The sequence below is a fragment of the Helicobacter mustelae genome, from assembly GCF_900476215.1.
Lineage (GTDB): Bacteria > Campylobacterota > Campylobacteria > Campylobacterales > Helicobacteraceae > Helicobacter_H > Helicobacter_H mustelae.
Map to the genome: position 1 here is coordinate 537,414 of NZ_LS483446.1, position 24,149 is coordinate 561,562.

At 41.8% G+C, this 24,149-nt stretch carries 17 protein-coding genes, 2 tRNA genes, 3 rRNA genes and 1 other annotated feature; of the genes, 14 read left to right on the top strand and 8 right to left on the bottom strand.

Annotation, left to right across the window (positions count from 1 at the left end):
* Window positions 1–121: 121 nt before the first annotated feature.
* Complete coding sequence (gene mltG, locus DQN48_RS02600) at window positions 122–1,054, bottom strand: endolytic transglycosylase MltG (RefSeq protein ID WP_013022827.1); 933 nt, start codon at window positions 1,052–1,054, stop codon at window positions 122–124.
* Here mltG and DQN48_RS02605 point away from each other — a divergent pair.
* The 7 genes from DQN48_RS02605 (at window position 1,047) to DQN48_RS02635 (ending at window position 7,644) form a co-directional block, all read left to right on the top strand.
* Window positions 1,047–4,307, top strand: coding sequence for a DUF3971 domain-containing protein (locus DQN48_RS02605; RefSeq protein WP_013022828.1), 3,261 nt, complete (start codon window positions 1,047–1,049; stop codon window positions 4,305–4,307). The genes mltG and DQN48_RS02605 overlap by 8 nt on opposite strands.
* Window positions 4,304–4,534: a FeoA family protein gene (locus DQN48_RS02610; RefSeq protein WP_013022829.1), complete on the top strand. Its 231-nt coding sequence runs from the start codon at window positions 4,304–4,306 to the stop codon at window positions 4,532–4,534. Before DQN48_RS02605 ends, DQN48_RS02610 begins: the two co-directional genes overlap by 4 nt.
* Entirely contained in the window at window positions 4,531–5,169 is a 639-nt protein-coding gene (nth, locus tag DQN48_RS02615) for an endonuclease III (protein ID WP_013022830.1), read from the top strand. Before DQN48_RS02610 ends, nth begins: the two co-directional genes overlap by 4 nt.
* 79 nt (window positions 5,170–5,248) lie before the next feature.
* The gene (locus DQN48_RS02620) at window positions 5,249–5,617 is read left to right on the top strand and encodes a chemotaxis protein CheX (protein WP_231902623.1); all 369 of its coding nucleotides are present in this window, start codon (window positions 5,249–5,251) and stop codon (window positions 5,615–5,617) included.
* 4 nt (window positions 5,618–5,621) lie between these two features.
* Entirely contained in the window at window positions 5,622–5,960 is a 339-nt protein-coding gene (gene fliN / locus DQN48_RS02625; RefSeq protein WP_013022832.1) for a flagellar motor switch protein FliN, read from the top strand.
* Window positions 5,960–6,718: a hypothetical protein gene (locus DQN48_RS02630; RefSeq protein WP_013022833.1), complete on the top strand. Its 759-nt coding sequence runs from the start codon at window positions 5,960–5,962 to the stop codon at window positions 6,716–6,718. Before fliN ends, DQN48_RS02630 begins: the two co-directional genes overlap by 1 nt.
* Window positions 6,715–7,644, top strand: coding sequence for an energy transducer TonB (locus DQN48_RS02635; protein ID WP_013022834.1), 930 nt, complete (start codon window positions 6,715–6,717; stop codon window positions 7,642–7,644). Before DQN48_RS02630 ends, DQN48_RS02635 begins: the two co-directional genes overlap by 4 nt.
* A gap of 554 nt (window positions 7,645–8,198) precedes the next feature.
* Here DQN48_RS02635 and DQN48_RS07630 read toward each other — a convergent pair.
* Genes DQN48_RS07630 through DQN48_RS02645 form a run of 3 tightly spaced genes read right to left on the bottom strand, consistent with a single transcriptional unit; the run spans window position 8,199 to window position 10,806 of the window.
* Entirely contained in the window at window positions 8,199–8,375 is a 177-nt protein-coding gene (locus tag DQN48_RS07630) for a hypothetical protein (protein WP_158303463.1), read from the bottom strand.
* 21 nt (window positions 8,376–8,396) lie between these two features.
* Window positions 8,397–9,350 carry an arginase gene (gene rocF / locus DQN48_RS02640; protein ID WP_013022835.1) on the bottom strand — a complete coding sequence of 318 codons (954 nt, stop codon included), beginning with the start codon at window positions 9,348–9,350 and terminating at the stop codon, window positions 8,397–8,399.
* Between the two features lie 22 nt (window positions 9,351–9,372).
* Window positions 9,373–10,806, bottom strand: coding sequence for an amino acid permease (locus DQN48_RS02645; protein WP_013022836.1), 1,434 nt, complete (start codon window positions 10,804–10,806; stop codon window positions 9,373–9,375).
* 210 nt (window positions 10,807–11,016) lie between these two features.
* Between DQN48_RS02645 and DQN48_RS02650 the strand changes: the two genes are divergently transcribed.
* Window positions 11,017–12,159 (top strand): alanine dehydrogenase, encoded by a 1,143-nt coding sequence (locus DQN48_RS02650; protein WP_013023762.1) that lies wholly within the window; start codon window positions 11,017–11,019, stop codon window positions 12,157–12,159.
* Window positions 12,160–12,219: 60 nt separating this feature from the next.
* Window positions 12,220–12,425 (bottom strand) — a sequence feature (23S ribosomal RNA rRNA prediction is too short).
* A 710-nt stretch (window positions 12,426–13,135) separates the two neighbouring features.
* On the opposite strand, the gene DQN48_RS02660 is transcribed toward DQN48_RS02650, so the two are convergent.
* From DQN48_RS02660 to DQN48_RS07640, 4 genes are all read right to left on the bottom strand, one after another.
* A complete protein-coding gene (locus tag DQN48_RS02660; protein WP_041913082.1) occupies window positions 13,136–13,630 on the bottom strand; it encodes a hypothetical protein in 495 nt (164 codons plus the stop codon).
* 15 nt (window positions 13,631–13,645) lie between these two features.
* Window positions 13,646–14,893, bottom strand: coding sequence for an ATP-grasp domain-containing protein (locus DQN48_RS02665; RefSeq protein ID WP_013023763.1), 1,248 nt, complete (start codon window positions 14,891–14,893; stop codon window positions 13,646–13,648).
* 24 nt (window positions 14,894–14,917) lie between these two features.
* On the bottom strand, window positions 14,918–15,220 hold the full coding sequence (locus DQN48_RS07635) for a hypothetical protein (protein WP_170118053.1): 303 nt from the start codon (window positions 15,218–15,220) through the stop codon (window positions 14,918–14,920).
* A 436-nt stretch (window positions 15,221–15,656) separates the two neighbouring features.
* Entirely contained in the window at window positions 15,657–15,824 is a 168-nt protein-coding gene (locus DQN48_RS07640) for a hypothetical protein (RefSeq protein ID WP_158303456.1), read from the bottom strand.
* A 501-nt stretch (window positions 15,825–16,325) separates the two neighbouring features.
* On the opposite strand from DQN48_RS07640, the gene DQN48_RS02675 reads away from it, so the two are divergent.
* The 6 genes from DQN48_RS02675 to DQN48_RS02700 all read left to right on the top strand — a co-directional run bounded on the left by DQN48_RS02675 (window position 16,326) and on the right by DQN48_RS02700 (window position 24,140).
* Window positions 16,326–17,824 (top strand): 16S ribosomal RNA (locus tag DQN48_RS02675).
* A 111-nt stretch (window positions 17,825–17,935) separates the two neighbouring features.
* Window positions 17,936–18,012, top strand: a tRNA-Ile gene (locus DQN48_RS02680).
* Between the two features lie 9 nt (window positions 18,013–18,021).
* Window positions 18,022–18,097 (top strand) — tRNA-Ala (locus DQN48_RS02685).
* A 350-nt stretch (window positions 18,098–18,447) separates the two neighbouring features.
* Window positions 18,448–21,412 (top strand): 23S ribosomal RNA (locus tag DQN48_RS02690).
* A 146-nt stretch (window positions 21,413–21,558) separates the two neighbouring features.
* Window positions 21,559–21,674 (top strand): 5S ribosomal RNA (gene rrf / locus DQN48_RS02695).
* Together the 16S, 23S and 5S rRNA genes with 2 tRNA genes alongside form the textbook arrangement of a ribosomal RNA operon.
* Window positions 21,675–22,583: 909 nt before the next feature.
* Window positions 22,584–24,140 (top strand): glycerol-3-phosphate dehydrogenase/oxidase, encoded by a 1,557-nt coding sequence (locus tag DQN48_RS02700; protein ID WP_013022837.1) that lies wholly within the window; start codon window positions 22,584–22,586, stop codon window positions 24,138–24,140.
* The last annotated feature ends 9 nt before the right edge of the window (window positions 24,141–24,149 follow it).

The following is a 24,149-nucleotide window of genomic DNA, read 5'->3' on the forward strand; positions in this document are numbered from 1 at the left end:
ATGAGGGAAATCCTGCAGCAGTGAAAAAAGCTCAAAAACCTTGGTGGGGGGGATGTCAAAGCTTTTAAGCGTGCCAAAAAGATGTGGTGCAAAAAATCAGCATAGCTCAAAGCCACAGAGCTTAGTGGATGTGGTTTTTGTGCTCCTCATAGGTTTTGCTGAAAGTATGCGTGCCCTCTTTATTTTTGACAAAATACAGATAATCCACTTTTGCGGGATGAATGGCAGCCTTGATGGCTTGGATACTCACGCTTCCCACTGGGCTTTTTGGTACGCCTTTATTCTTATAGGTATTGAAAGTGGAATTATCCTGGCGGATCCGATCGGGGGTGATTTTTTGGTGAGAGTATTTGTCATAATTCAGGCTCCCATCCATTTGCAGAGGCATTCCTTTTTTGATGCGATTGTAGATTACTGCGCTAATTAGGGGCATCTCTTTGTCATTAGCTGCTTCTTTTTGAATGATGGATGCGATGGTGATGTATTTAAACCACTGCTCCTCATCATAAATCCCTAGTACCTTCAAGGAGAGCTCTTTATGGCGCTTGAGGGATTTTTGAACCAAAAACTGCATCAAAAAATCTGCATCCGCACCAAGGGGAAGCTTGTAGGTATCTGCAAAAATCACTCCATCATCATAGGGAGCGTATTTTTCATAGGCTTTTTGCAGGTTCTTTATAGAGACGGGAAAATTTTGGGCAAGAATCTCATTGAAAAAAAACATCGTTTCTCCAGGGATGAGGGTGACTTCTTTGAGCGTGGATTTGGAATGAGAAAGCGCATACAAAAAATCCCCCTTACTAAGCACGTTCTCTCCGATGTGAATGAAGCCACTTTGTGGCTTTCCTATGGCCAGTAAAAAAAACTTATCAATTTTGTTAACATCGTAGTGATTGTTGGCAAGGTATGTTATAATTGCGCTAATAGAGCCCCTGGGAATGAGGATGTCTCTTTTTGAGAGCATCGGGATGTCTAGATAAAAGATTGCGGTAAAGATCATGAGCAGAAGAATATCGAAAAAAATATTGAGTCTTGTTGCATTTTTTTTGGTCATCTTAATCCTATTTTTTAGTGGCTATAAAATTCTCTCGCATGGCATTAGTGTTGAAAAACTTGCATTTGGCAAGGTCAGTCTTTCAAAATTATATCTAAAACTCGATAAAAAATTAATTTTGCAAGTAGATGAGCTGGATCTAGAAGATCTGCTCAAGGCTCCTGCCAAAAAACCTCTGGATATAGAGAGCATCAGCAAATACATTCGATATTTCACTTGGGGGATTGCGTATTTTCAATCCCTTTTGGTGAAAAAAATCATCCTAGATCCCCAAAATATCGCAAATATCTACTATGATGGCAAGCGCTATAAAATCACTTTCCCAAAAGTTATCGCAGATTTTAATATTTCGGAGGAGCCTGGGCGTTTGCGCCTCAATATCCAGACCCTAAAACTTGTCAATCTCCAATCCCAGCTCCAGGGTAGGCTCGTGTATTTGCCTGGCAAAAATGAGCTCGCATTTGATCTGAGTGCCATCTATACCCCCACCAAAGATAAGATCATCGCGCAGGGCTATACCAACCTTAAGCGCATTCATGTAGAGCTCAAGACAAGTGGGCTTAAAAATCTTGACTTCACCAAGCCTTTTTTAAAAGATTTGAAAAATCCCGTGATACAAGACTGGTTGTATTCCAAAATCTTTTTTGATGAGGCGCGCATAGAGAGCCTGAGCTTTGATACGATTTTGACCCAGCGCAAATTTCTTGAGGGCATAGAAGAGAGTCTCAAGGGCAGGATCTTGGTGAAAACTGCCGAGCTAAGTTTGTTTAATAATCTAGATTCCCTTAAGGCCAAAGAAGTGCGCATCACCATCGCTAAGCAAAAAGTCGCATTCAATTTCCTCAATCCCACCTATGGTTCTGTGGATCTAGAGGGCTCTAGCGCGGAACTTAGTGATCTCACTTCCCACCCAAAAATTACGGCTTTTGTGAAGTCTCAGAGTTTTCAATATAGCGCGAGTTTGCTGACTTTATTGGAGAATTATCATCTCCACATTCCAGAAATCAGTGTTGATTCTCCATTGAGCGCAGATTTGAAATTTAGTATTCAATTTTTGCAAAATCACAAACATCTAATTAATCTTGGCGGGAGTATTGAGACCCAAGATGCACAAGTCGAACTCTTTTCCTTTCCATTTTTTGCAAAGAAGATTAACGTGGGATTTGACATCACGCCTCAATACCAATACATCTACGTTCGCGCCAATCATGCCTATTATTACAATATGCTTAATGCCGATGTGGATGGAGTATTGGATATCAAAGATCAAAGCTTCAAATCCAGAATCAAGGTCTATTCTGCAAATATTAATACCAACCAGGCTATCAATTATCAAAAGCCCTATTTGTTGTCAGTTCATCAAGCAGAAGATCCATCCCCTCAAGATGAGGATGTCAAAATCCCCCGCACCTTTGATCCTAGTAAGCTTTCTCCACTACAGCTCAAAAAATATATTCTTGCATCCATCAGAGAGGATGAGCGCCCCTATACCCAGGAGATTTTGAAGATTACCAATCAGGATAATTTTGTCACCGACCTCAATGTAGATTTCAAAGATCCTGAGAACATTAAGGTTTTGCTTCCAGAATTCAAAGCAAGTCTTTTAATCCAAGATCATCTCAAAGTGATTGCTTTTGATGATTTTGCTCTTTTTAGTGCTTATTCGCCCATGCTTTCTTATCTTGATATTAAGGGTGGTAATGCACGCATAGAGACACGGGACTTCAAAAATTTTGATTTGATTTTTAGTATCGAGAATATGTGGTTGCCCTTTTATACTAATGACAATCATAAGATCACGATGCTAGAATTTAGCGGGACCATCAATGGAGATGAGATACAAATGGCTTCCCTAGACAAAAACATCACCTTTTATCGCAAAAATTCTCAGAATAGGATTCATATCAAAAACTACAATCTCAATGTCAATGAATTCTTAGATAGCAAGATCCCTGCAGTCCAGCAGACACTGCATGGCAGTGAGAAGGAGGGAAAAAAAGAAGCCTCTTTGACCAAGGAGCAGATGAATCAAAAACTAGAATTTTTGCGCCAAAAGCATCTCTACCAGCGCCAGCATAATATCTCTCCGCAGATGACAAATATCGACATTGATGGCATGAAGCTTTCTTATAAGGGCTATGAGGTCCCCACTGATGAGATTAACATTCGCTTCCGCGATCAAAGGACTCTTGCAAGCCTTACCTACAAAAACGGCATTGCCAATGTGGATTTTCTTGATGGAAGCATCTATATCAAGGCTAGTAATTTTAGTGCGGATTTTATCAATATGGTGGCCAAAAAAGAGCTGCTTCATGGCGGGTTGTTTACCCTCATTGGTGCATACAAGGACAGCATTTTTAGTGGGGAATTAAAGATGCAAAATACTTTATTCAAGAATTTTGTGGTGTTGCAAAATCTCATCAGCCTGATTGATACCATCCCTTCCTTGGTGGTCTTTAGAAACCCCAATCTTGGTGTGAAGGGCTATGAGGTTTCTCAGGGCAGTGTTATTTTTGGGATTAATAAGGATTTTTTGGGGCTGGAAAAAATTCATCTCATTGGAGATACTATGGACATCGATGGAAGCGGGATCGTGCAATTTAAAAACAAAGATATGAACATCAATCTCCAAGTCTCTACGATCAAAAACCTTAGCAGTATTTTGAGCAAGATCCCCATCATTGGATATTTAATCCTAGGGAGTTCGGGCAAAATATCCACTAATGTCAGCGTGAGTGGTACTTGGGATCATCCCAAAACCAGTGTTTCTCTAGCTGAAGATGTGATCACTGCGCCATTTAAGATTTTGCGCCGTGCATTTCAGCCACTCACCTCCATTGTGGATGAAATCAAAAACGAAATGGATGACAATGGCAATCATCAAGAAGGGGATGCGCGAACACAGAAGCATGCTTCTAGTCCAGCCAAGCCATCCACACCAAAAGTGCAAAAAACACCAGCTAATACAGATTCAACCCCTCCGTCTACGCCAACACCAGCCAGCGAAATGAAAATCAACCAAGCCACACCAGAGAACACAGCGCCAGAAAACACATCCATGCCGACAGATCCATCAATTAGCACATCTACTCCAGAGAACACAGCACCGATTCATTCAAATGCGCCAGCTAATACAGACTCAACCCCTCCGTCTACGCCAACTACCCCAGCTACGCCAAAAGATACCCAAGCCAATGAAGCTACACCTGTCAGAATGACACCAGCCCAAACTACTCCAAAGGAGGAAGAATGACATTGCTACAAGGCCAAAAAGACATCCACTACAAGATCACCCAAATCCTCAGTCAAGATGAAAATCTCAAAAGGCGCCTCTTTTCTTTTGGGCTTACAGAGGGTAGTGTGGTGAGCATCATCCATTCTTCTATGCATAAATCCAATATTGCCATCATTGTGGGGAATTCCCAAGTGGCCCTACGAAACAATGAGGCAAGTCAGATTTGCATCGAGCTGGCAAATTGAGAAAAACTCAAAAAGCAGAGATTATCAAAGAGCGGTTTTTGCAACATTATCCTGCTCCAAAAACCGAGCTTAAATATCAGAATATTTATGAGTTGCTAGTGGCGGTGATGCTCTCAGCACAATGCACAGATAAGCGTGTAAATATCGTAACTCCAGCGCTTTTTTCGCGCTATCCCACGCCAAAGCAATTGGCAGATGCCAATCTTGAAGAGCTCAAGGAGTACATCCGCTCTGTGTCCTTTTTTAATAATAAAGCCAAAAATCTTATTGCCATGGCAAATCAGCTGCTAGAATCCTTTGGAGGAGAGATCCCTAGGGATAGAGAGCTATTAAAGATGCTTCCAGGGGTGGGTCAGAAGACTGCCAATGTGGTGTTGATTGAATATTGTGAGGCTAATTTGATGGCAGTGGATACGCATGTTTTTCGCACTTCTCATCGCTTGGGGCTGAGTAAATCTAAAAGTGCCCTGCAGACAGAGGTGGATTTGTGTAAATTATTCAAGACAGATTTAGATAAGCTCCATCAAGCTTTTGTGCTTTTTGGGCGCTATGTTTGCAAGGCCTTGAGGCCTGCATGTGAAAGTTGTTTTGTTAATGAATTTTGTATAACAAAGAAGAATTTTAAACCCTCATAAAATCAAAAAAAGATATAATAGAAAAATTTTGTTTTTGGAGTTTGTTGTGGAGCTTTTGAGGAAGAGTTTTATTGAGGTTTTGAAGAATACTGCAGGGATTGTGCCCCAGGATTCTTTGAAGCCATTGCGGGATGGATATATTTCTAGCGTAGAGCTTCTAGAAAGCAAAAAGCGGGTTTTTATTGTTGCTAATGAGGAGTTTTTAAAATTACTTTCTGAAAAAATGATTTTGGATGATCATCCTGATGAGGAAGTACTCATAGATATGAGCAAAGAATTTGCCAATCTTGTAGTGGGTCACTCCAAGGTGCTTGCAGAGGAAAATGGTGAGTCCTTTCATATCTCCACTCCCACTTTTTATGGCATTTCTCGCATCCATGATTACGACAAGGCGATTCATTTTAAATTTGACCACTCTAGATATTGTAGTATTTTTGTGAAGGCATGATCTTATGGCAAAAATTTCTGGTTTAGAGGATAATCAAAGAGAACAAGAGCTTACCACCTATCTAGAGGATATGATCCAAAGCTATGAAGGGCTCTTAGATATTGAAGCGGTTTTCACTGCAGAGCTAGGATCGACAAAACTCACAATAAAAGAGATTTTGAATTTTGAACGTGGGTCAGTGATTGATCTTGGCAAGCCTGCAGGCGAGAGCGTGGATGTCTTTATCAACACACGCATTGTTGGCAGGGGCGAGGTGATGGTTTATGAAAAAAATCTCGCAATTCGTCTCAATGAAATTTTAGATTCCAATGCGATTGTGTATTATCTTACTAAAGAATCTTGATGAGAAAAATCACCCTCTTGCTTTTTTTGTATCTTGGTATGGTTTATGGTGTTTCTATTGAGGAGATCCAAGCAAAGAGTGATGCTGGGTATAATGATGTATTTTTGACCTTTCCCTCTCCGCTCAAGCAAAAAATCAAGCTCTTGTATGATGAAAAAAAAGAAATCTATTTCATCCAGGGGCTTTCTAGTCCAAAGCCCTTTTTCCAGAGATTTTCTAAAGGAGCTTTGGATTCGATTATGATTTATGCAGATGGTAATGTGTTGTATCTTTCCATGAAGCCATCTTCAAACCAGGGGTTTTCCATCGATTTGGCATTATCTCGCGACAAAAAATCTCTGCGCCTGCGCTTTGCGCCTCTGCAATCCTTAGCAAATCAATCCCAAGAACTGGCAAGAAAATCGCTGGCAAATAAATCGATAGAATCCTTGGCGGCTCCAAAAACCTCTGAGATTAAACCAGCATCCATGCAGTCTTTTTCCAATCAAGAAGTTGGCGTAGGGACGTGGCAGTACAATCTAGTAATGATCTTTTTGCTTTTGCTAATCATTGCATTTTTGCTCGCACAGAAAAAAATCCGCAAAAACCGCGGTCGTGGGAGTTTGCCATTTGTGCAAAATTATCCCATAGATTCTAAAAATAGGATTATTAGCATTGGCATGAAGGATCGCAGTTATTTAATCTTTGAGGGTAGTAAGGGCTATGTACTGCTAGAAAAAATCAAACCAAAGGAAAAGAGGGTAATTCAAAAGTCATGAAAGTCAAAGATAATCAGCGTTTTTTCTATGCTTTTTTGCTCTCTCTCCTGCTGCATGCCCTAATCATTGCGCTGGTGATGCTGATTAATCATTATCAGCCAGCTCCTCCTCGCCTCCAAAAGGTCAAATTGGACAATCTCTTGGTGCTTAAGCGCGGTCAAAGCCAGGATCCTACCAAAAATACTAAGGGCGCTAGGAAGCCTTCTCTGGCTGCCAAACCCACCGCGCCTAGCAGACCCACTCCAAGACCTACACCAAAACCCACGCCAAGTCCTAGGATTGCAGCTGCTAATCCTATGCCCAAACCCAGAGAGGTGCCAAAACCACAGGAACCACAAAAACAAGAAAAACCCAAAAAACCAGAGGAGAAGCCAAAAGAACAGGAAAAACCTCAGGAAAAAAAGCAGGTGGATTCCAAAAGAAAAGCGCTAGATACCTATGAGCAGACTCCAATTGATCCCAAAAATCTCTCCTTTATTGGACAGAATGATTCTGATGATCCCATGATGAATATGGATTCTGGCGGTGGGGGAGGGGGCAATCCCTCTGAGCAAGATGACAAGGGTAGCGACCCTGAGACTGCGCAAGAGATTGATGATCTTTATGGTGAGGAATTTGGAGATCTTGGTACCGCAGAAAAGGATTTCATCCGAGATAATCTGCGCAACATCGGAAGAATCACGCAGAAATACCTCCAATACCCTCGCGTGGCGGCATATTTTGGACAGAGTGGGGTGAATGCTGTGGAGTTTTATCTGCATCCCAATGGTGATATCAGCGATCTCAAGATTATTCGATCTTCAGGGTTAAATTCCTTTGATAACAACACGTTAAATACCATCCAGATTGCTTATAAGGATTATCCGCGCCCCAAGGTTAAGACGCTCATTCGCATTAATGTTACCTATTCGTATTATGGCAACTAAGTGCTTTGGGTACTGGGGCTATGAAAGCGAATTTTTGCTTGTGTGAGTTTTTTATCGTATCGTTTTTGGGCCTGCGCGGCATAGGGGTCGTGAATCTTGGTCTAGTGATTTTTATTTTGAGGAGTTGGTGGACTTTGGCATGTGGCCATTGCAGCCATTGGGGATCCTATGTAAAAGCCTTGAATTAAGACCTGATTCCTTAGGGCAGTGCAGTTTTTAAATTAAGAAGCAGATGGATGTTGGGTAAATTTAGACATTTTTGCATTCTTGTATTTGGTGTATCAGCAGCACTCACCCTCCCTTCTTTGTTTTATCCTATGGGTTGTAGCGCTATATCCCTTTTTTTAATAACATCATCTTGAATAAAGAAAATACGATACATTTGCCAATGGGGTCATCTATGCCATAGTCTTATTTCCAGTGGCAATCATTATTGCACTTTTCTGTAGCTAGGGAGGAGGTTGGATCCCATTATCTATTGCTTCTATGATGGGATAAAAAGCAGGGAGCTGCAATGAAGAATGAAAACAAAACTAGCAAACATTGGGGCAGGATTATCGTGGTTTTGGTGGTGTGGTGTTTGAAGCATCCACTCTGGCTTGATAGACATTGAATAGTAGTTGTTCTAGTGTGCGCTGCATCAACCCCCGCGAAATCCTGTGTCGCACAATGGGAAAAATGCCACTGCAAAAGAGGTGAGCAATCCCTGCCAAATCTTTTTGTGCAATCATCAAAAAATCCACGTCAAAAAACTAATCCCCAAGGCTAGCACCCCAGCTAGAGTCTTTGCAGATCCTAATGATTTCTTTCAGGATTTCTAGCACCTCTTTTTCTTCGTTTTTTAGCCCTACTAATGGATTATATTCTGTCACTTCCACCGCGCTAAGCCTGTCTTTGAAGCCCTCCAAAAGCAACTGTAGAAATTCTCTTAATTCTTTAAAACTTAGTCCATGATTCTCACGCACACCAGTGGATGTGAAGAGCTTCCCATCCATGATGTCTAGATCTAGGCTTAGATAAATGATATCCACATCCCGCAGCAAAATTTTGCTTTGTTCCACCACCTCTTGCATATTTTCTCTTATAGAATCTATGCCAAACAAAGGAATTTGCAATTCCTTGATCACATCTCTTTCACTCTGCTCTGTGCTCCTCACTCCAAAATACACCAGATGCCTAGGATCTATCTCCAAAGTCCCCTTTTCTAGACCCAGGTTGCAAAGCTCCTGCCATGCCTCCTCTTCGCTTTGATTCATGCAATTGAATCCGCTGCGCACGCGATTGAGTACCATTCCCAGGGGCATGCCATGGATGTATCTAGAATCACTATCATAGGCTGTGTGAATATCTGCATGCGCATCCAGATATAAAATCCCAATTTTTTTGTCCTTGTGAACGCTTCTAAGGGCTTGAAAAATCCCAAACATATTGGCATGCTCTGAGCTTAGTATGAGAGAAAATTCCTTACGCAAAAATACTTCTTGCATGCGCGGGATCAAAATCTCCTTGCAAAAAACATAATAATCCTCAAAACTCCTGGCATATCGAAATTTTTTATCCAAAATGCAGCGCTCTTGAGCAATCCTGTGCATATGTCTAACAAGCTCTCCATGCTTTGGCCTTAGAGCCTCTATCAGAGCCTTGACCCCCTCATCACTGCCTTGTTTTGATGCGCCTAGTTGCGCCTCTAATCCCACTAAAATCATTTTCTTCCTTTTTAGGATTGGGCTAAAGACCTTTTTCTTCCTTGAAGCCCCATTTGTCCTTGCTAAGATAATAGGCTACATAGCAAAGCCCCATAAAAACAAGCGTGAGATAGCCACCAATGCGCTCACTTTCATCCATATACGCGCCAATAAGCCCAACCAAGCAGCCGCTAATGCCAATGATTTGGATGAGTGGATTAAAGGGGGTTTTGTAGGGCAGGTCTTTTAGTAATCTCCCAGAGGCCAGATATTCCCTCCTAAAAAAATATTGCGCAACGCTGATGCTAATCCACACAATAATGACCATAAAGCTAACCACATTAATCAAACTGGCCATGATTTTCTCTGGTGCAAATGCCTCAGTAAGCATGCCAACTAGCGTAATGCCTAAGGAGAGATAGAGTGCATAAGTTGGAGTTCCCGAGGAATTGAGCTTGGTAAAAATGGGAAAGAACATCTTTTTTTGACTAAGGCCATAAATCATTCTGCCTGAAGCATAGAGACCAGAATTGGCAGTAGATAAGATGGCTGTAATGATGACAAAATTCATGATATCTGCTGCATAGGGGATCCCCACGCCAAAAAATGGCAGAGGGATTTTTTCTAGAGTGCTTACAAAGGGGCTTTGAGAGAGTCCGCTATCTGTCATTGGCAAAAACACTGACACCACAAACACAGCCCCCAAAAAGAAAAAGATGATTCGCCACAACGTCGCCTTAATAGCCTTTGGCATGATCTTGCTAGGATCTTTGGTCTCTCCAGCTGCGACCCCTATGATCTCTGTGCCTGTGTAGGCAAAAATCACTGCCAAAATCACGCCAAAAAATGCTCCAACACCCTTGGGAAAAAGGCCTTTTTGCAGTCCTTGAGTCTCTCCATTGAAATAGAAATTACCAAACACTCCATCAAATCCATGTAAATAGAAAGAATAAATAATCCCAATTCCACCCAGCACGATAAATACAAAGACGGCTAAAACTTTAATTGCACTTAATAAAAATTCTCCCATAGCAAAGATTTTGACAGAAAAGAAATTCAATAAAAATAAAAGCATGATGCAGGCAATCACCCACACATATACAGGAATATCAGGAAACCATCTTTGCATAAGCAGACCGATTGCGATGTATTCTACTGCCACGGTCAAAACCCAGCTAAGCCAATACATCCAAAAGACCATATACCCCGTACTAGGGCCAATAAAGCGGCTGGCATAGTCCCCAAAGCTCCCTGTGGTGGGGTAGACGCTGGATAACTCACCCAGTGACAAAACAATGGAATAAACAATAATCCCGCCAATCAAATACGCCAAAAGCGTGGCTAGTGGACCAGCGCTTGCGATATTCCCTCCCGTGCCCACGAAAAGCCCTGTACCAATGGTCCCTCCCAGGGCAATCATCATCAATTGACGCATGTTAATATCTCTGCTCAGCTCCGTGCTTGTAGTATCTCTCATCCCTTTTCCTTTTAGTTCAATGAATTCATTCTATCCTAAAACCAGGGCAATCATCTCTGCTTAATAGTAAATCAATGATAAATCCAATCATTGCATTGTGTAAAACCGTAAGATTTTCCAGGCTTTTGTGAGAAAACCACTCAACAAGCGGTTTTTGAATGGCCTGAGCAAGTATAATCCTGGGAAGATTGTCTGAAAAAAGGATGTGACATGGATATGGGTTTGATCAAAGAAAGCATGGATTTGGAATCACGGGTGGCTTTGGTGCCAGATGATGTGGCATTGCTCACCCAAAGAAATGTGAATGTTGTGGTAGAAGATGGCGCTGGTGAGAATAGTGGTTATAGCAATGCCATGTATGAGGCTGCAGGCGCAAAGATTGTGGATACAAAGTCTGCGTGGGAGCAGGATGTGGTTGTCAAATGCAAGGAGCCCCTAGAGCATGAATATTCTTTGCCAAGGGAGGGGGCGACTTTATTTAGTTATCTAGATTTGGCCTATCAAAAGAGCCTTTGTGAAATGTTGATTGAGAAAAAAATCACTTCTATTTGTACTGAAACCATTGCTGGAGCCAGGAATGATTATCCCATTTTGATGCCTATGAGTGTGGTGGCTGGGAGATTGGCTGCTCATTTGCTCCAGCATTATTTATTGGCCCTGGAGCATGTGGAAGGCTTTTGGGGTAAGGGAGTCATGCTAGGGGGGCTTTCTGGAGTGCAAAGATCTAAAGTCGTGGTGGTCGGAGGTGGTGTAGTAGGCATGGAGAGTGCAAAGATGCTAAGCCAAATGGGAGCTAGGGTAAGTGTTTTGGAGCTAGACTATATAAAATTACAAACCCATCCCTACTGTTCTATGTATGATTTAGAAATTTTAAGCGTGAATGAGGCCAATATTATCAACGCACTAGATGGGGCTGTGGGGCTTGTTGGGGCAGTGCTTCTGACAGCTAGCCAGACTCCAAAAGTGATTTTAAGAAGACATTTGAGATATATGCAAAAACAAGGGGTGGTGATTGATGTGGCCTGTGATCTGGGAGGCTGCATAGAGACCATCCATCAGACAAACCATTCTAACCCGGTGTATGTGGAGGAGGGCTTGTTGCATTATGGGGTGCCAAACATGCCAGGTATTGTCGCAAAAACCAGCTCCATAGCCTATAGCAATGCAAGCGTGCCTTATTTGCTGTATTATGTAGAGCATGGCTTGAAGGGATTTTTACAAGCCAATACAAAAATAGTGGCTAACACGCTTGGAGGCTTAAGCGCCCATAATGGCTATATTACCCAGGAGGGAATTGCCAGGGCATTTAACCTGGCATTCAAATCTCCTCTAGAAGTTTTAAAAGAGCTTTAGATTTTTTTGAGTCTTGTCAAACAAAGAGGCTTCTGAATCTCTCTTTGAGACAGCTCCCATCTCGTTACGCCATTCATGCAGGTCGGTATTTAACCGACAAGGAATTTCGCTACCTTAGGACCGTTATAGTTACGGCCGCCGTTTACTCGGACTTCAATTCAAAGCTTCATCATTGCTGAATGACTCATCCTCTTAACCTTCGAGCACCGGGCAGGCGTCACGCCTTGTGCTTCCTCTTAAAACCACGCTCAAAACCGTTATAGCGGCACAAAAGGATACCAATAGACCCAAGGTCCTACTATCATTCCCTCTGGATTCTTTTATATGATGGAATATCTCTTTAGAGTCAGAGCCCTGGATTTCAGAAAATTACATTTGCTATTGATTTCTTATCACTAGAGAGAACATGACACAAAGCAAGGCGGTAAGGAGAAAGGGTAAAAGCCAATGAATCAATAGGGCATCATAAGATAGAGATAGCAAAAGAATAATTACAAAAAAAGCAAGAGAATTTGCATAGGAGACGATTCTGCCTGCATTTTGTGAATCATACTCCTGGGCAATAAAGCTCCTTATGCTAATGCGTATCAGATTAAAAGATGCTCCCAAGCAAAGTAAGGAGAGGATTTTTAAGAGAATATTTTGGGCAAAAAACCAACATACAATTCCCAAAATAATTATCCCTACGCTCAAATAGTAATGGATAAAAATCTTTTTGGCATTTTTAAAAGAAAGCAAAAAGCTAGATAGTATCATTCCCAAACCCATGGCTGCATCTAAAATGCCAACATCCGTCATTTCGCCTTTGGAATAAGCAATTTGGGCGGGAAGCATAAAGTTAAACAAAGCGAGAGTGGGCCAAATCAAAACCAAACAACCAAAGATAATATTAAATTTTAAAGGCGTTGGCGCGCTTTGTGTTTGCGTTGTTTTGTGGGTCGTTTGAGTTTTGCCCTTGATGCTGATCCATAAACCACTAAGGATGAAAAGAATCCCACAACCAAAAGATGACTTCTTTGGGAGTGTTTTTAAAAAGAAAAGCAGCAAAGATGGGGCCTATCATTAAACTCGCTTGATTAACACTCATGGACAATGAGCTATATTTATCAATTTCTTGAGGGGTATGGGATTTTGAAAGGGAGGCAAACCAAGACTCCCAACTTGATTCTAAGATAAAAAAGAAAAACCATAAAAATGTATTGAAAAGGACAACAACATTGTGATGATGAAAATAATATAAACAAAAAGAGAGAATCCCGCAGCATATTAAAGCATAGGCTGTTGTTTTATGTCCTTCAAGAGGTTTTTTCCAAACCAAAGGAACAAAGGCAGCGGGCAAAAAGGTGAGGGTCACAAGCAAGGCCAGAGAGCCAAAAGATGGGCCTTGAATTGCCATCATCCAATTCACTGCCAAAATCAAAGCCCCGCAACTTAAGCGATAGAGTCCTGAAATAAAAATATAGCCCTTCAATCCATCATCCCTGCTTTATGATTCAAAAATTTTTTCGCTCCATTGCTGGAGAAGCTCTAGGGGCAAGTTTGTTTTTTCTTTAAAAAATTGATGGGGATAATAAAACTCCATCACACCTTCCCTAGCACTCCAGTCTTTAGGGGGCATTGCGATATCTCCTTCTTTGGCTGTGATTTTGATGGACTCTAGCTCTTTGGGCAAATCATCGATTAAGGGATAATGGATTTTTTGAATCTTGCCCTCTTTGGCTTTTAAAAAACCAATAAAAGCACTTCCCTTAGGTTCTGGCATTTGAAAACCACTCAAATCCCTGCCCAAATAAGAAGCGATATGCAGGGCATAGGGATTCACACCAAAAGCTCTTTCTACCTGATCCAAAATCCCATCTCCTCCTGTTCTTGCTCCCACTTCAATGACCCAATAAGAATCTTTTAAAATCTTGATCTCTACATGAGCCAACCCCTTGTCAATCCCTAAGCACAAGGCAGCATTATGGGCAATTTCGTTCAGTTTTTTATCTAGGTTCCTATGACTGGGCACAAGATGGGCCATTTCGCTAAAATAGGGTTTGGGGCTAAGATATTTTTCTGTAACGCTTAAGGTAATGCATTTGTCTTTAAAGCATAAAACTTCTACAGAAACCTCCTCTTGGGTATCAATATATTTTTCGATTAAATATTTATCGCCAGCGATTTTGAAAGCATTTTTGTATTGAGCAATAATTGCTTTGGAGAGGGCAAGCTTTTCTGAAGCTTCCTTTGGATTCCGTGCGAGATATACCCCTCCACTTCCTCCAAAATCATAAGGCTTAATGATCATGGGGAATCCTATAACCTCTATAGCCTTGGCAAGTTCCTCTTCATGTTCTAGGAGAAAGAAGGGACTGCTAGGCACACCATGCTCTTTAAATTTGCATTTCATTTTGTATTTATTGCGTGCATTTTCAATCACTTCTAAAGAAAGGTGCGGAAGATGAAAAAATGCATTGATTTCATTGGCACTTTTTAAAACCCAATCATTTAAAGGAATAACACTAAGCAGTTTAAAGCCAAGAGATTGTTTCTCTTGAATGCATTGAATAAGGGATTGCGCATCATTGCTATCAGCTTGCAGAGCACCATCAAAATATCTGTTTTTATTGAATTTTGCATTTTTATCTGCGATAAAAATTAAAGCATCACTTACTTCCCTAGCACCTTTCAGTGCTCTTTCTCTTAGATATTGATTGGCCCCAAGTAAAACGATAAAAGATTGTATAGACATATTTTCTCCTTTGTTAGACCCTAATCATATATGGCACACATAAAATAAGTAAATATCTGCGGGATTTGCCCTTAGAAATGACAGTATGAGCCTTCTAGTTTTCCTATATTTTGATTGGAATAGCCCCTTTATAACACCATCCAAAAGCCTTGAATACCCATCTAATAAAACATCCTTCTTGATTTTCAAATAGATAGACTTAGCTTTGGATAATTTATTTCTCTCCATAGATAAAAGAAATTCAATAATATACAATTGGCAGATAATTGTAGGCACTGCAGAGACATCACTCCAATCATAACTATGAAAGACTCTATTCTTCTTCATGGCTAATAAATCTCGCACACAATTAGTAAATTCTTTATTCATCATCCGCCAAATAATACCTCTATCAGCAAGCATCTTTTTAATCTCTTCAATCTTTTAAAAAGATCTTCATTATGTCAATAGAATCTCCATTATTTTTTAAATCCAAATAACACTTGTTTCAATATCTCTCACCCAGCAAAGGATTTTAGCGATGCTCTTGTTGGTTTTTAGCACGCGGATTGAGCGCAGATGGCTCTAGTCCTCTGGGCTATACCAACTCTAGCAAGCAGTTTTATCAAAATTTGTCTATATCCATTCCTCTTCATTCAATTCCAATCCACCTCAATTTATTCAATTTATTCAATTTATTCAATTTATTCAATTTATTCAATTTCCAGCCCAGCAATTCGACCCATCAAAGCTCCCTTCCCATTCACAGAGCATCCCATACATGCTAGGAATCTCTGCTAAGACCAGAACTAATCCGACAAACATCTACGCGGCGCACAACCCTTGCAGGAGTGCTGATATCGCGATTCCTGCGTGCTCTAGCATTGCCTTCTCTTGCATTTAAAGAAAATCCCCTTTCTTTGCAAAAAACTTTTTTCCATAAAATTTCCATCAAATTTCTTTGGCTTAAGGATTATCTAAGGAAATAATGTGTACTATTTCACTTCCTAAAGCGAAACAAAGCTTACCAAATCTTGTGATTCCTTTTAAAGAACTTTGCTTTGAGTAGAATTTGAAAAACACATTTTGTCGGTTTTGTTGTTGAATTTTAGGTTGTTCTTTTACTAGATTTAATATTGTTTATGTTCGAAGTAAAACTTACTTGGCATTAATATATTTTATTTGGTGGTGATCTTTGAAATCTAAGCAAGAGATTTTAAATTTGATTACACTTATTTCCCAAAAACTTTTCTCAAGAGTTTTTGCAGAGATATTTTGACAATTTAAATTTCTTAGCAATTTTATTTTTTACAACTCTGTTTATACTTTAATTTTTTAAGTCTAAACTTGTGATAGAGAGAAAAAGCTAAGAGTTCGGGAAAGAATTTCCATTTCATTATGGAGAGTTTTTGTCTGCATTTATTTATATGTGGGCTCAAACTTCCTTCATTTCATTATGGAGAGTTTGATCCTGGCTCAGAGTGAACGCTGGCGGCGTGCCTAATACATGCAAGTCGAACGATGAAGCTTCTAGCTTGCTAGAAGTGGATTAGTGGCGCACGGGTGAGTAACGCATAGGTTATGTGCCCCATAGTCTGGGATAGCCACTGGAAACGGTGATTAATACTGGATACTCCCTACGGGGGAAAGTTTTTCGCTATGGGATCAGCCTATGTCCTATCAGCTTGTTGGTGAGGTAATGGCTCACCAAGGCTATGACGGGTATCCGGCCTGAGAGGGTGATCGGACACACTGGAACTGAGACACGGTCCAGACTCCTACGGGAGGCAGCAGTAGGGAATATTGCTCAATGGGCGAAAGCCTGAAGCAGCAACGCCGCGTGGAGGATGAAGGTTTTAGGATTGTAAACTCCTTTTCTAAGAGAAGATAATGACGGTATCTTAGGAATAAGCACCGGCTAACTCCGTGCCAGCAGCCGCGGTAATACGGAGGGTGCAAGCGTTACTCGGAATCACTGGGCGTAAAGAGCGCGTAGGCGGAGTAATAAGTCAGATGTGAAATCCTGTAGCTTAACTACAGAACTGCATTTGAAACTGTTATTCTAGAGTGTGGGAGAGGTAGGTGGAATTCTTGGTGTAGGGGTAAAATCCGTAGAGATCAAGAGGAATACTCATTGCGAAGGCGACCTACTGGAACATTACTGACGCTGATGCGCGAAAGCGTGGGGAGCAAACAGGATTAGATACCCTGGTAGTCCACGCCCTAAACGATGAATGCTAGTTGTTGGGGTGCTTGTCACTCCAGTAATGCAGTTAACACATTAAGCATTCCGCCTGGGGAGTACGGTCGCAAGATTAAAACTCAAAGGAATAGACGGGGACCCGCACAAGCGGTGGAGCATGTGGTTTAATTCGATGCTACGCGAAGAACCTTACCTAGGCTTGACATTGATAGAATCTGCTAGAAATAGCGGAGTGTCTAGTTTACTAGACCTTGAAAACAGGTGCTGCACGGCTGTCGTCAGCTCGTGTCGTGAGATGTTGGGTTAAGTCCCGCAACGAGCGCAACCCTCGTTCTTAGTTGCTAGCAGTTCGGCTGAGCACTCTAAGAAGACTGCCTTCGTAAGGAGGAGGAAGGTGAGGACGACGTTAAGTCATCATGGCCCTTACGCCTAGGGCTACACACGTGCTACAATGGGGTGCACAAAGAGACGCAATACCGCGAGGTGGAGCAAATCTCAAAAACATCTCTCAGTTCGGATTGTAGTCTGCAACTCGACTACATGAAGCTGGAATCGCTAGTAATCGTGAATCAGCCATGTCACGGTGAATACGTTCCCGGGTCTTGTACTCACCGCCCGTCACACCATGGGAGTTGTATTCGCCTTAAGCCGGGATGCTAAATTGGCTACCGTCCACGGCGGATGCAGCGACTGGGGTGAAGTCGTAACAAGGTAACCGTAGGTGAACCTGCGGTTGGATCACCTCCTTTCTAGAGTAAGATCAAGGTATTTGTTTATCTTGATAAAAAATAAGTGTAAAAAGAATTTTTAACTCTTGCTTAGTTTTCAGAGATTCTATCAAATGAGTATCGTCCTTGTAGGGGCTTATAGCTCAGGTGGTTAGAGCGCACCCCTGATAAGGGTGAGGTCAGAGGTTCAAGTCCTCTTAAGCCCACCATTCATTAGAGGGGAATTAGCTCAGCTGGGAGAGCGCCTGCTTTGCACGCAGGAGGTCAGCGGTTCGATCCCGCTATTCTCCACCAATGACTTACTTCAAAGCAATAGAATCTTTTTGTTAGTCTAATGTAAATTCTCTTAAGAATGAATCAAGAGATTTGAATCAAGAGATTTAGAAAAGCAAAAGCAAGCTTGAAAAGAGTTTGCAATAAAAATCTTTCTAATCTCACAGTATTCTCTATAGGATTTACATTAGGCTAAGCCTAAGTGTTTTTTAATTTATTATTGTTAAGCCTATGAATAGTAATAAGACTACAATTACCTCTGTTTTTATTGGAAGTAGAAATACATTCAATAAGGCAGTGATAACTTTAGAATACTTAACTATTTTATCCATACTTTAAGAGCATCATAAGAACTTTTAGATCTTATGTGAAAATAAGCTTTTAAGGGCAGATGGTGGATGCCTTGGAAGAGAGAGGCGATGAAGGACGTACTAGACTGCGATAAGCTACGGGGAGCTGTCAAGAAGCTTTGATCCGTAGATTTCCGAATGGGACAACCCAACTAGCACTAGCTAGTTACCTTTAATGGAGCGAACCCAGCGAAGTGAAACATCTCAGTAGCTGGAGGAAAAGAAATCAAATGAGATTCTCTTAGTAGCGGCGAGCGAACGGGGAAGAGGGCAAACCGAATGCTTGCATTCGGGGTTGAGGACTGCGACATCCACTGAGATCATTTAGTAGAACAATCTGGAAAGTTTGGCGACACAGGGTGATAGCCCCGTATACGAAAGATGATTTCTAGGTAGCAGGATCCAGAGTAGGCCAGGACACGTGAAATCCGGGCTGAAGCCGGGGAGACCACTCTCCAACCCTAAATACTACTCTCTTACCGATAGTGCACAAGTACCGTGAGGGAAAGGTGAAAAGAACCGCAGTGAGCGGAGTGAAATAGAACCTGAAACCATCTGCCTACAATCATTCAGAGCCCTATGATACATCCCATAAAGTTTTACTTTATAGCGCGTATCTCAATAATTATATCATTGGAGTCTCCATAAGATCGTAAGGTTTTATGGGGTGTATCAGGGTGATGGACTGCCTTTTGCATAATGATCCTGCGAGTTGTGGTATCTGGCAAGGTTAAACAAACGTGAAGCCGTAGCGAAAGCGAGTCTGAAAGGGCGCTTAGTCAGATGCTGCAGACCCGAAGCTGAGTGATCTATCCATGGCCAAGTTGAAGTAAGTGTAATAGCTTATGGAGGACTGAACTCGTACCCATTGAAACGGGTTGGGATGAGCTGTGGATAGGGGTGAAAGGCCAAACAAACTCAGTGATAGCTGGTTCTCTTCGAAATATATTTAGGTATAGCCTCAAGTGATAGTAATAGGGGGTAGAGCTCTGATTGGGCTAGGGCTGCTCACCGCGGTACCAAACCCTGTCAAACTTCAAATACCTATTACCGTATCTTGGGAGTCAGGCGGTGGGTGATAAAATCAATCGTCAAGAGGGAAACAACCCAGACTACCAACTAAGGTCCCCAAGTTCTATTCTAAGTGGAAAAAGATGTGGAGTTACTCAGACAACCAGGAGGTTGGCTTAGAAGCAGCCATCCTTTAAAGAAAGCGTAACAGCTCACTGGTCTAGTGATTCTGCGCTGAAAATATAACGGGGCTAAGATAGACACCGAAGTTGTAGATTGTGCTTTGCACAGTGGTAGAAGAGCGTTCGTATCTGCGTTGAAGGTATACCGGTAAGGAGTGCTGGAGCGATGCGAAGTGAGCATGCAGGAATGAGTAGCGATAAAATATGTGAGAATCATATTCGCCGTAAATCTAAGGTTTCCTACGCTATGCTCGTCATCGTAGGGTTAGTCGGGTCCTAAGACAAGTCCGAAAGGGGTAGTCGATGGAAAATGGGTTAATATTCCCATACCAACCATTGTGTGCGATGGGGGGACGCATAGGGTTAAGTGCGCTAACTGATGGAATAGTTAGTTTAAGAGTGTAAGTTGGGAGATAGGCAAATCCACTCCTGTATCACAAGCTCGATGAGCTCTTTGAAGTCTTCGGATGGATAAGAGTGTCACTGATACCGTCGTGCCAAGAAAAGCCTCTAAGTTTAGCAATGGTTGCCCGTACCGCAAACCGACACAGGTAGATGAGATGAGTATTCTAAGGCGCGTGAAAGAACTCTCTTTAAGGAACTCTGCAAACTAGCACCGTAAGTTCGCGATAAGGTGTGCCTATGAAAGTAGGTCTCAGCAAAGAGTCCCTCCCGACTGTTTACCAAAAACACAGCACTTTGCCAACTCGTAAGAGGAAGTATAAGGTGTGACGCCTGCCCGGTGCTCGAAGGTTAAGAGGATGAGTCAGTCAGCAATGATGAAGCTTTGAATTGAAGCCCGAGTAAACGGCGGCCGTAACTATAACGGTCCTAAGGTAGCGAAATTCCTTGTCGGTTAAATACCGACCTGCATGAATGGCGTAACGAGATGGGAGCTGTCTCAAAGAGAGATTCAGTGAAATTGTAGTGGAGGTGAAAATTCCTCCTACCCGCGGCAAGACGGAAAGACCCCGTGGACCTTTACTACAGCTTGGCACTGCCGATGGGAGCATTATGCGCAGGATAGGTGGGAGGCTTTGAAATCTTCACTCCGGTGGAGATGGAGCCATCCTTGAGATACCACCCTTAATGTTTCTGTCTGCTAACTGGCTTGAGTTATCCTCAAGCAGGACAATGCCTGGTGGGTAGTTTGACTGGGGCGGTCGCCTCCTAAAAAGTAACGGAGGCTTGCAAAGGTTGGCTCATTGCGGTTGGAAATCGCAAGTTGAGTGTAATGGCATAAGCCAGCCTGACTGTAAGACAAACAAGTCGAGCAGAGACGAAAGTCGGTCATAGTGATCCGGTGGTTCTGTGTGGAAGGGCCATCGCTCAAAGGATAAAAGGTACCCCGGGGATAACAGGCTGATCTCCCCCAAGAGCTCACATCGACGGGGAGGTTTGGCACCTCGATGTCGGCTCATCGCATCCTGGGGCTGGAGCAGGTCCCAAGGGTATGGCTGTTCGCCATTTAAAGCGGTACGCGAGCTGGGTTCAGAACGTCGTGAGACAGTTCGGTCCCTATCTGCCGTGGGCGTAGGAAAGTTGAGGAGAGCTGTCCCTAGTACGAGAGGACCGGGATGGACATGCCACTAGTGTACCAGTTGTTCTGCCAAGAGCATCGCTGGGTAGCTACGCATGGATGTGATAACCGCTGAAAGCATCTAAGCGGGAAGCCAACTCCAAGATAAACTTTCCCTAAGGTCGCAAGAAGACTACTTGCTTGATAGGTTGGGTGTGTAAGTATAGTAATATATTTAGCTGACCAATACTAATTGACCGTTTGGCTTATTTTTATGTGATAAGACTTAAGTATTTGTTATCACTGCCTTATTGAGTGTATTTGGTTTTATTCTTTTAGGCTTAGCAATGAAGAGATTTCCTAGATATAAGAAGGAAGATGGAATTAAGAGCAAATGCGATTTGTTTTTAATTCCCTTTTCCTTGTGTCTATAGAGAGAAGGAAACACCCAGCTCCATTCCGAACCTGGCAGTTAAGCTTCTCTTCGCTGATGATACTGCACCTTTCAGGTGTGGGAACGTAGGTCGATGCAGGGTTAGGGAAATCTCCTTATTTTTTGAATCTGCTTTTATTTATTCGTTCCTTGTTTAGTTTTATGTTACCCTTTGTTCTTTCCTTGTAGTTTCGTTTTGTTCCTTTATTTTTTATAGATCCAAGAAAGAAAAAGGGTGGATCTTCCCAGTTAAACATTCTTGAGTTTCCTGACATTTGTGGTTGATTTTCATGCTTTTTTACATTAGAGAGATTGGGTGTGTAAGTATAGTAATATCTTTAGCCAACCAATACCAATTGAGCGTTTGGTTTATGTGATAAAACTTTGCTATCCGCTTTATTGAGTATATGGTTTTTCTGTCCAATGGTGCGCGATAAAAACTTGGAGTGCTTAGGATTTTTTTGCGACAGGAATGCTTTTGGGAGGAGAAAAATTCTTTTAAAGCTTGGCATGATTGAGAGTGTAAATTGATGAAAATCTAAAATGCGTATAAAAGCTCTGCATTTGATGTGGCGACCTTAAGAGAAGAATGGGTTTATTGCGATTTGGGCTAAGGAATCAGGTCTCAAAGTCATCGCCTTGCAGAAGGATGGCTGCCAGATAGATTTTGCAAAAATGAAAATGAGTAAAAAATTCTCAAGATTCTCAAGCGACCTTGTGCATTTGAAATCCCAAAAATTCATAAAGATTGCAAAAGCCTGTAAAATCATAAAATCCTGCGCCCATCTCCCAACCCCCCAATCTTGTATATCCGAAGTATGAAGACGTTTAGAATGTGTTTTTAATTCTCAGATTCTCTGGTTGTGAGGATTGGAAAAAAAGATTGTGATTTTATGTTTTTATCCTTAAACTCAAGAAAATGATATTAAAGAATGGTTTTTTATTGTGATTTTATGTTTTTATCCTTAAACTAATAGATGATGTTCAATTTACTTTTTAAGGTTATGCACTCATGGATCGTATGCAGGAATACAACAAACTCAAGGAAACAAGTTTATGGGATGTTGTCATTATTGGAGGTGGTGCTACGGGGCTAGGAATCGCTCTAGATAGTGCCTTGCGTGGTTATAAGACACTTCTTTGTGAGGCGCTGGATTTTGCACAAGGCACCTCTAGCCGCTCTACAAAGCTCCTTCATGGCGGTGTAAGATATCTGGCGCAGGGGGAAATTAGCCTTGTCTATGAGGCTTTGCACGAAAGAGATAGGGTCATCAGAAATGCGCCCCATCTTTGCAAAAAACAGGCGTTTATTATTCCAAACACAAGTTTTTTTGACGCTTGTTTTTACACTTTTGGACTAAAGATATATGATTTCATTGCCGGGGCTTTTGGGATTGGCAAAACCTCTTATTTAAGTGCCAATAAGGCCAGATCAAGGCTAAGGGGTATCAAAGAGCATAAAATTTCTAGCGGTGTGTGTTATTATGATGGGCAATTTGATGATGCGCGCCTTGCGTTAAATCTTGCACAAAGTGCTGCTAGGGAGGGTGCATGTGTGTTAAATTATGCACGCGTAGAATCTCTGCTCAAAAATCAAGATGGGGAGATAGAGGGGGTTGGCATTAGACTTCAAGATACTCAAGAGATTCTTGAAGTGCATAGTCGATGCGTCATCAATGCAAGCGGGGTTTTTGGTGATGGTATCAATGCCATGGATCATGCCAGAGGGAATAGCATTGCGCCTTCTCAGGGGATTCATTTGGTTTTTGATAAAAGCTTTTTGCCAGGCAATGATGCGCTCATGATACCCAAGACCCCAGATGGCAGGGTGCTTTTTGCAATACCTTGGTATGACAAAGTCGTGGTTGGTACCACAGATACGCTTGTTAATGATATTTGTTATGAGCCAAGTGCTCTTGATGAAGAAATTGCTTTCATCCTCAATACATTTGGCGAATATGCGACCAAAACACCAGGGCGCGATGATGTTTTGTCGGTGTTTGCAGGATTGCGTCCTTTGGTGAAGCAAGACCAAAGCGCTTCCACAAAAGACATTTCAAGAAAACACAAGATTTCTCTATCCCCAAGCAAACTCATTACCATCAATGGTGGTAAATGGACGACTTATAGAAGAATGGCACAGGATTGCCTAGATTTTATCATCAAGCATCAATTATTGCCAAAAAGTCCTTGCAAAACACAGGATTATAAAATCTATGGCTATAAAGAGGATGGAGATCCAGCAGATAGGCTGCATATGTACGGGGACAAGGCAGAGGAAATTTATAGGCTTGAAGAGCAGGACCCAAGACTAAAAAAACCCATACACAAGGATTATTCCTATACTTTTGCACAGATTTTTTGGGCACTAGAGCATGAAATGGCGCAGCATCTAGATGATGTTCTTGCAAGGCGCATTCGCCTGCTTTTTTTGGATGCCAGAGCTGCTAGAGCCTGTGCAAAAGATGTTGCGCATTTTATGGCAGAGCATCTTGCATGGAGCCAATCGCGTCTAGAATCTGAGATTGAATCTTTTATGAAATTGAGCGAACGGTACTATCTAAAATAAGGAGACATA

What these genes read in the sequence shown, in the direction of transcription:
- mltG (WP_013022827.1), bottom strand. Translation starts at nt 1,054, where the DNA reads ATGACCAAAAAAAATGCAACAAGACTCAATATTTTTTTCGATATTCTT.
- DQN48_RS02610 (WP_013022829.1), top strand. Translation starts at nt 4,304, where the DNA reads ATGACATTGCTACAAGGCCAAAAAGACATCCACTACAAGATCACCCAA.
- fliN (WP_013022832.1), top strand. Translation starts at nt 5,622, where the DNA reads ATGGCAAAAATTTCTGGTTTAGAGGATAATCAAAGAGAACAAGAGCTT.
- DQN48_RS02630 (WP_013022833.1), top strand. Translation starts at nt 5,960, where the DNA reads ATGAGAAAAATCACCCTCTTGCTTTTTTTGTATCTTGGTATGGTTTAT.
- DQN48_RS02635 (WP_013022834.1), top strand. Translation starts at nt 6,715, where the DNA reads ATGAAAGTCAAAGATAATCAGCGTTTTTTCTATGCTTTTTTGCTCTCT.
- DQN48_RS07630 (WP_158303463.1), bottom strand. Translation starts at nt 8,375, where the DNA reads ATGATTGCACAAAAAGATTTGGCAGGGATTGCTCACCTCTTTTGCAGT.
- rocF (WP_013022835.1), bottom strand. Translation starts at nt 9,350, where the DNA reads ATGATTTTAGTGGGATTAGAGGCGCAACTAGGCGCATCAAAACAAGGC.
- DQN48_RS02645 (WP_013022836.1), bottom strand. Translation starts at nt 10,806, where the DNA reads ATGAGAGATACTACAAGCACGGAGCTGAGCAGAGATATTAACATGCGT.
- DQN48_RS02650 (WP_013023762.1), top strand. Translation starts at nt 11,017, where the DNA reads ATGGATATGGGTTTGATCAAAGAAAGCATGGATTTGGAATCACGGGTG.
- DQN48_RS02665 (WP_013023763.1), bottom strand. Translation starts at nt 14,893, where the DNA reads ATGTCTATACAATCTTTTATCGTTTTACTTGGGGCCAATCAATATCTA.
- DQN48_RS07635 (WP_170118053.1), bottom strand. Translation starts at nt 15,220, where the DNA reads ATGAAGAAGAATAGAGTCTTTCATAGTTATGATTGGAGTGATGTCTCT.
- DQN48_RS07640 (WP_158303456.1), bottom strand. Translation starts at nt 15,824, where the DNA reads ATGGAAATTTTATGGAAAAAAGTTTTTTGCAAAGAAAGGGGATTTTCT.
- DQN48_RS02700 (WP_013022837.1), top strand. Translation starts at nt 22,584, where the DNA reads ATGGATCGTATGCAGGAATACAACAAACTCAAGGAAACAAGTTTATGG.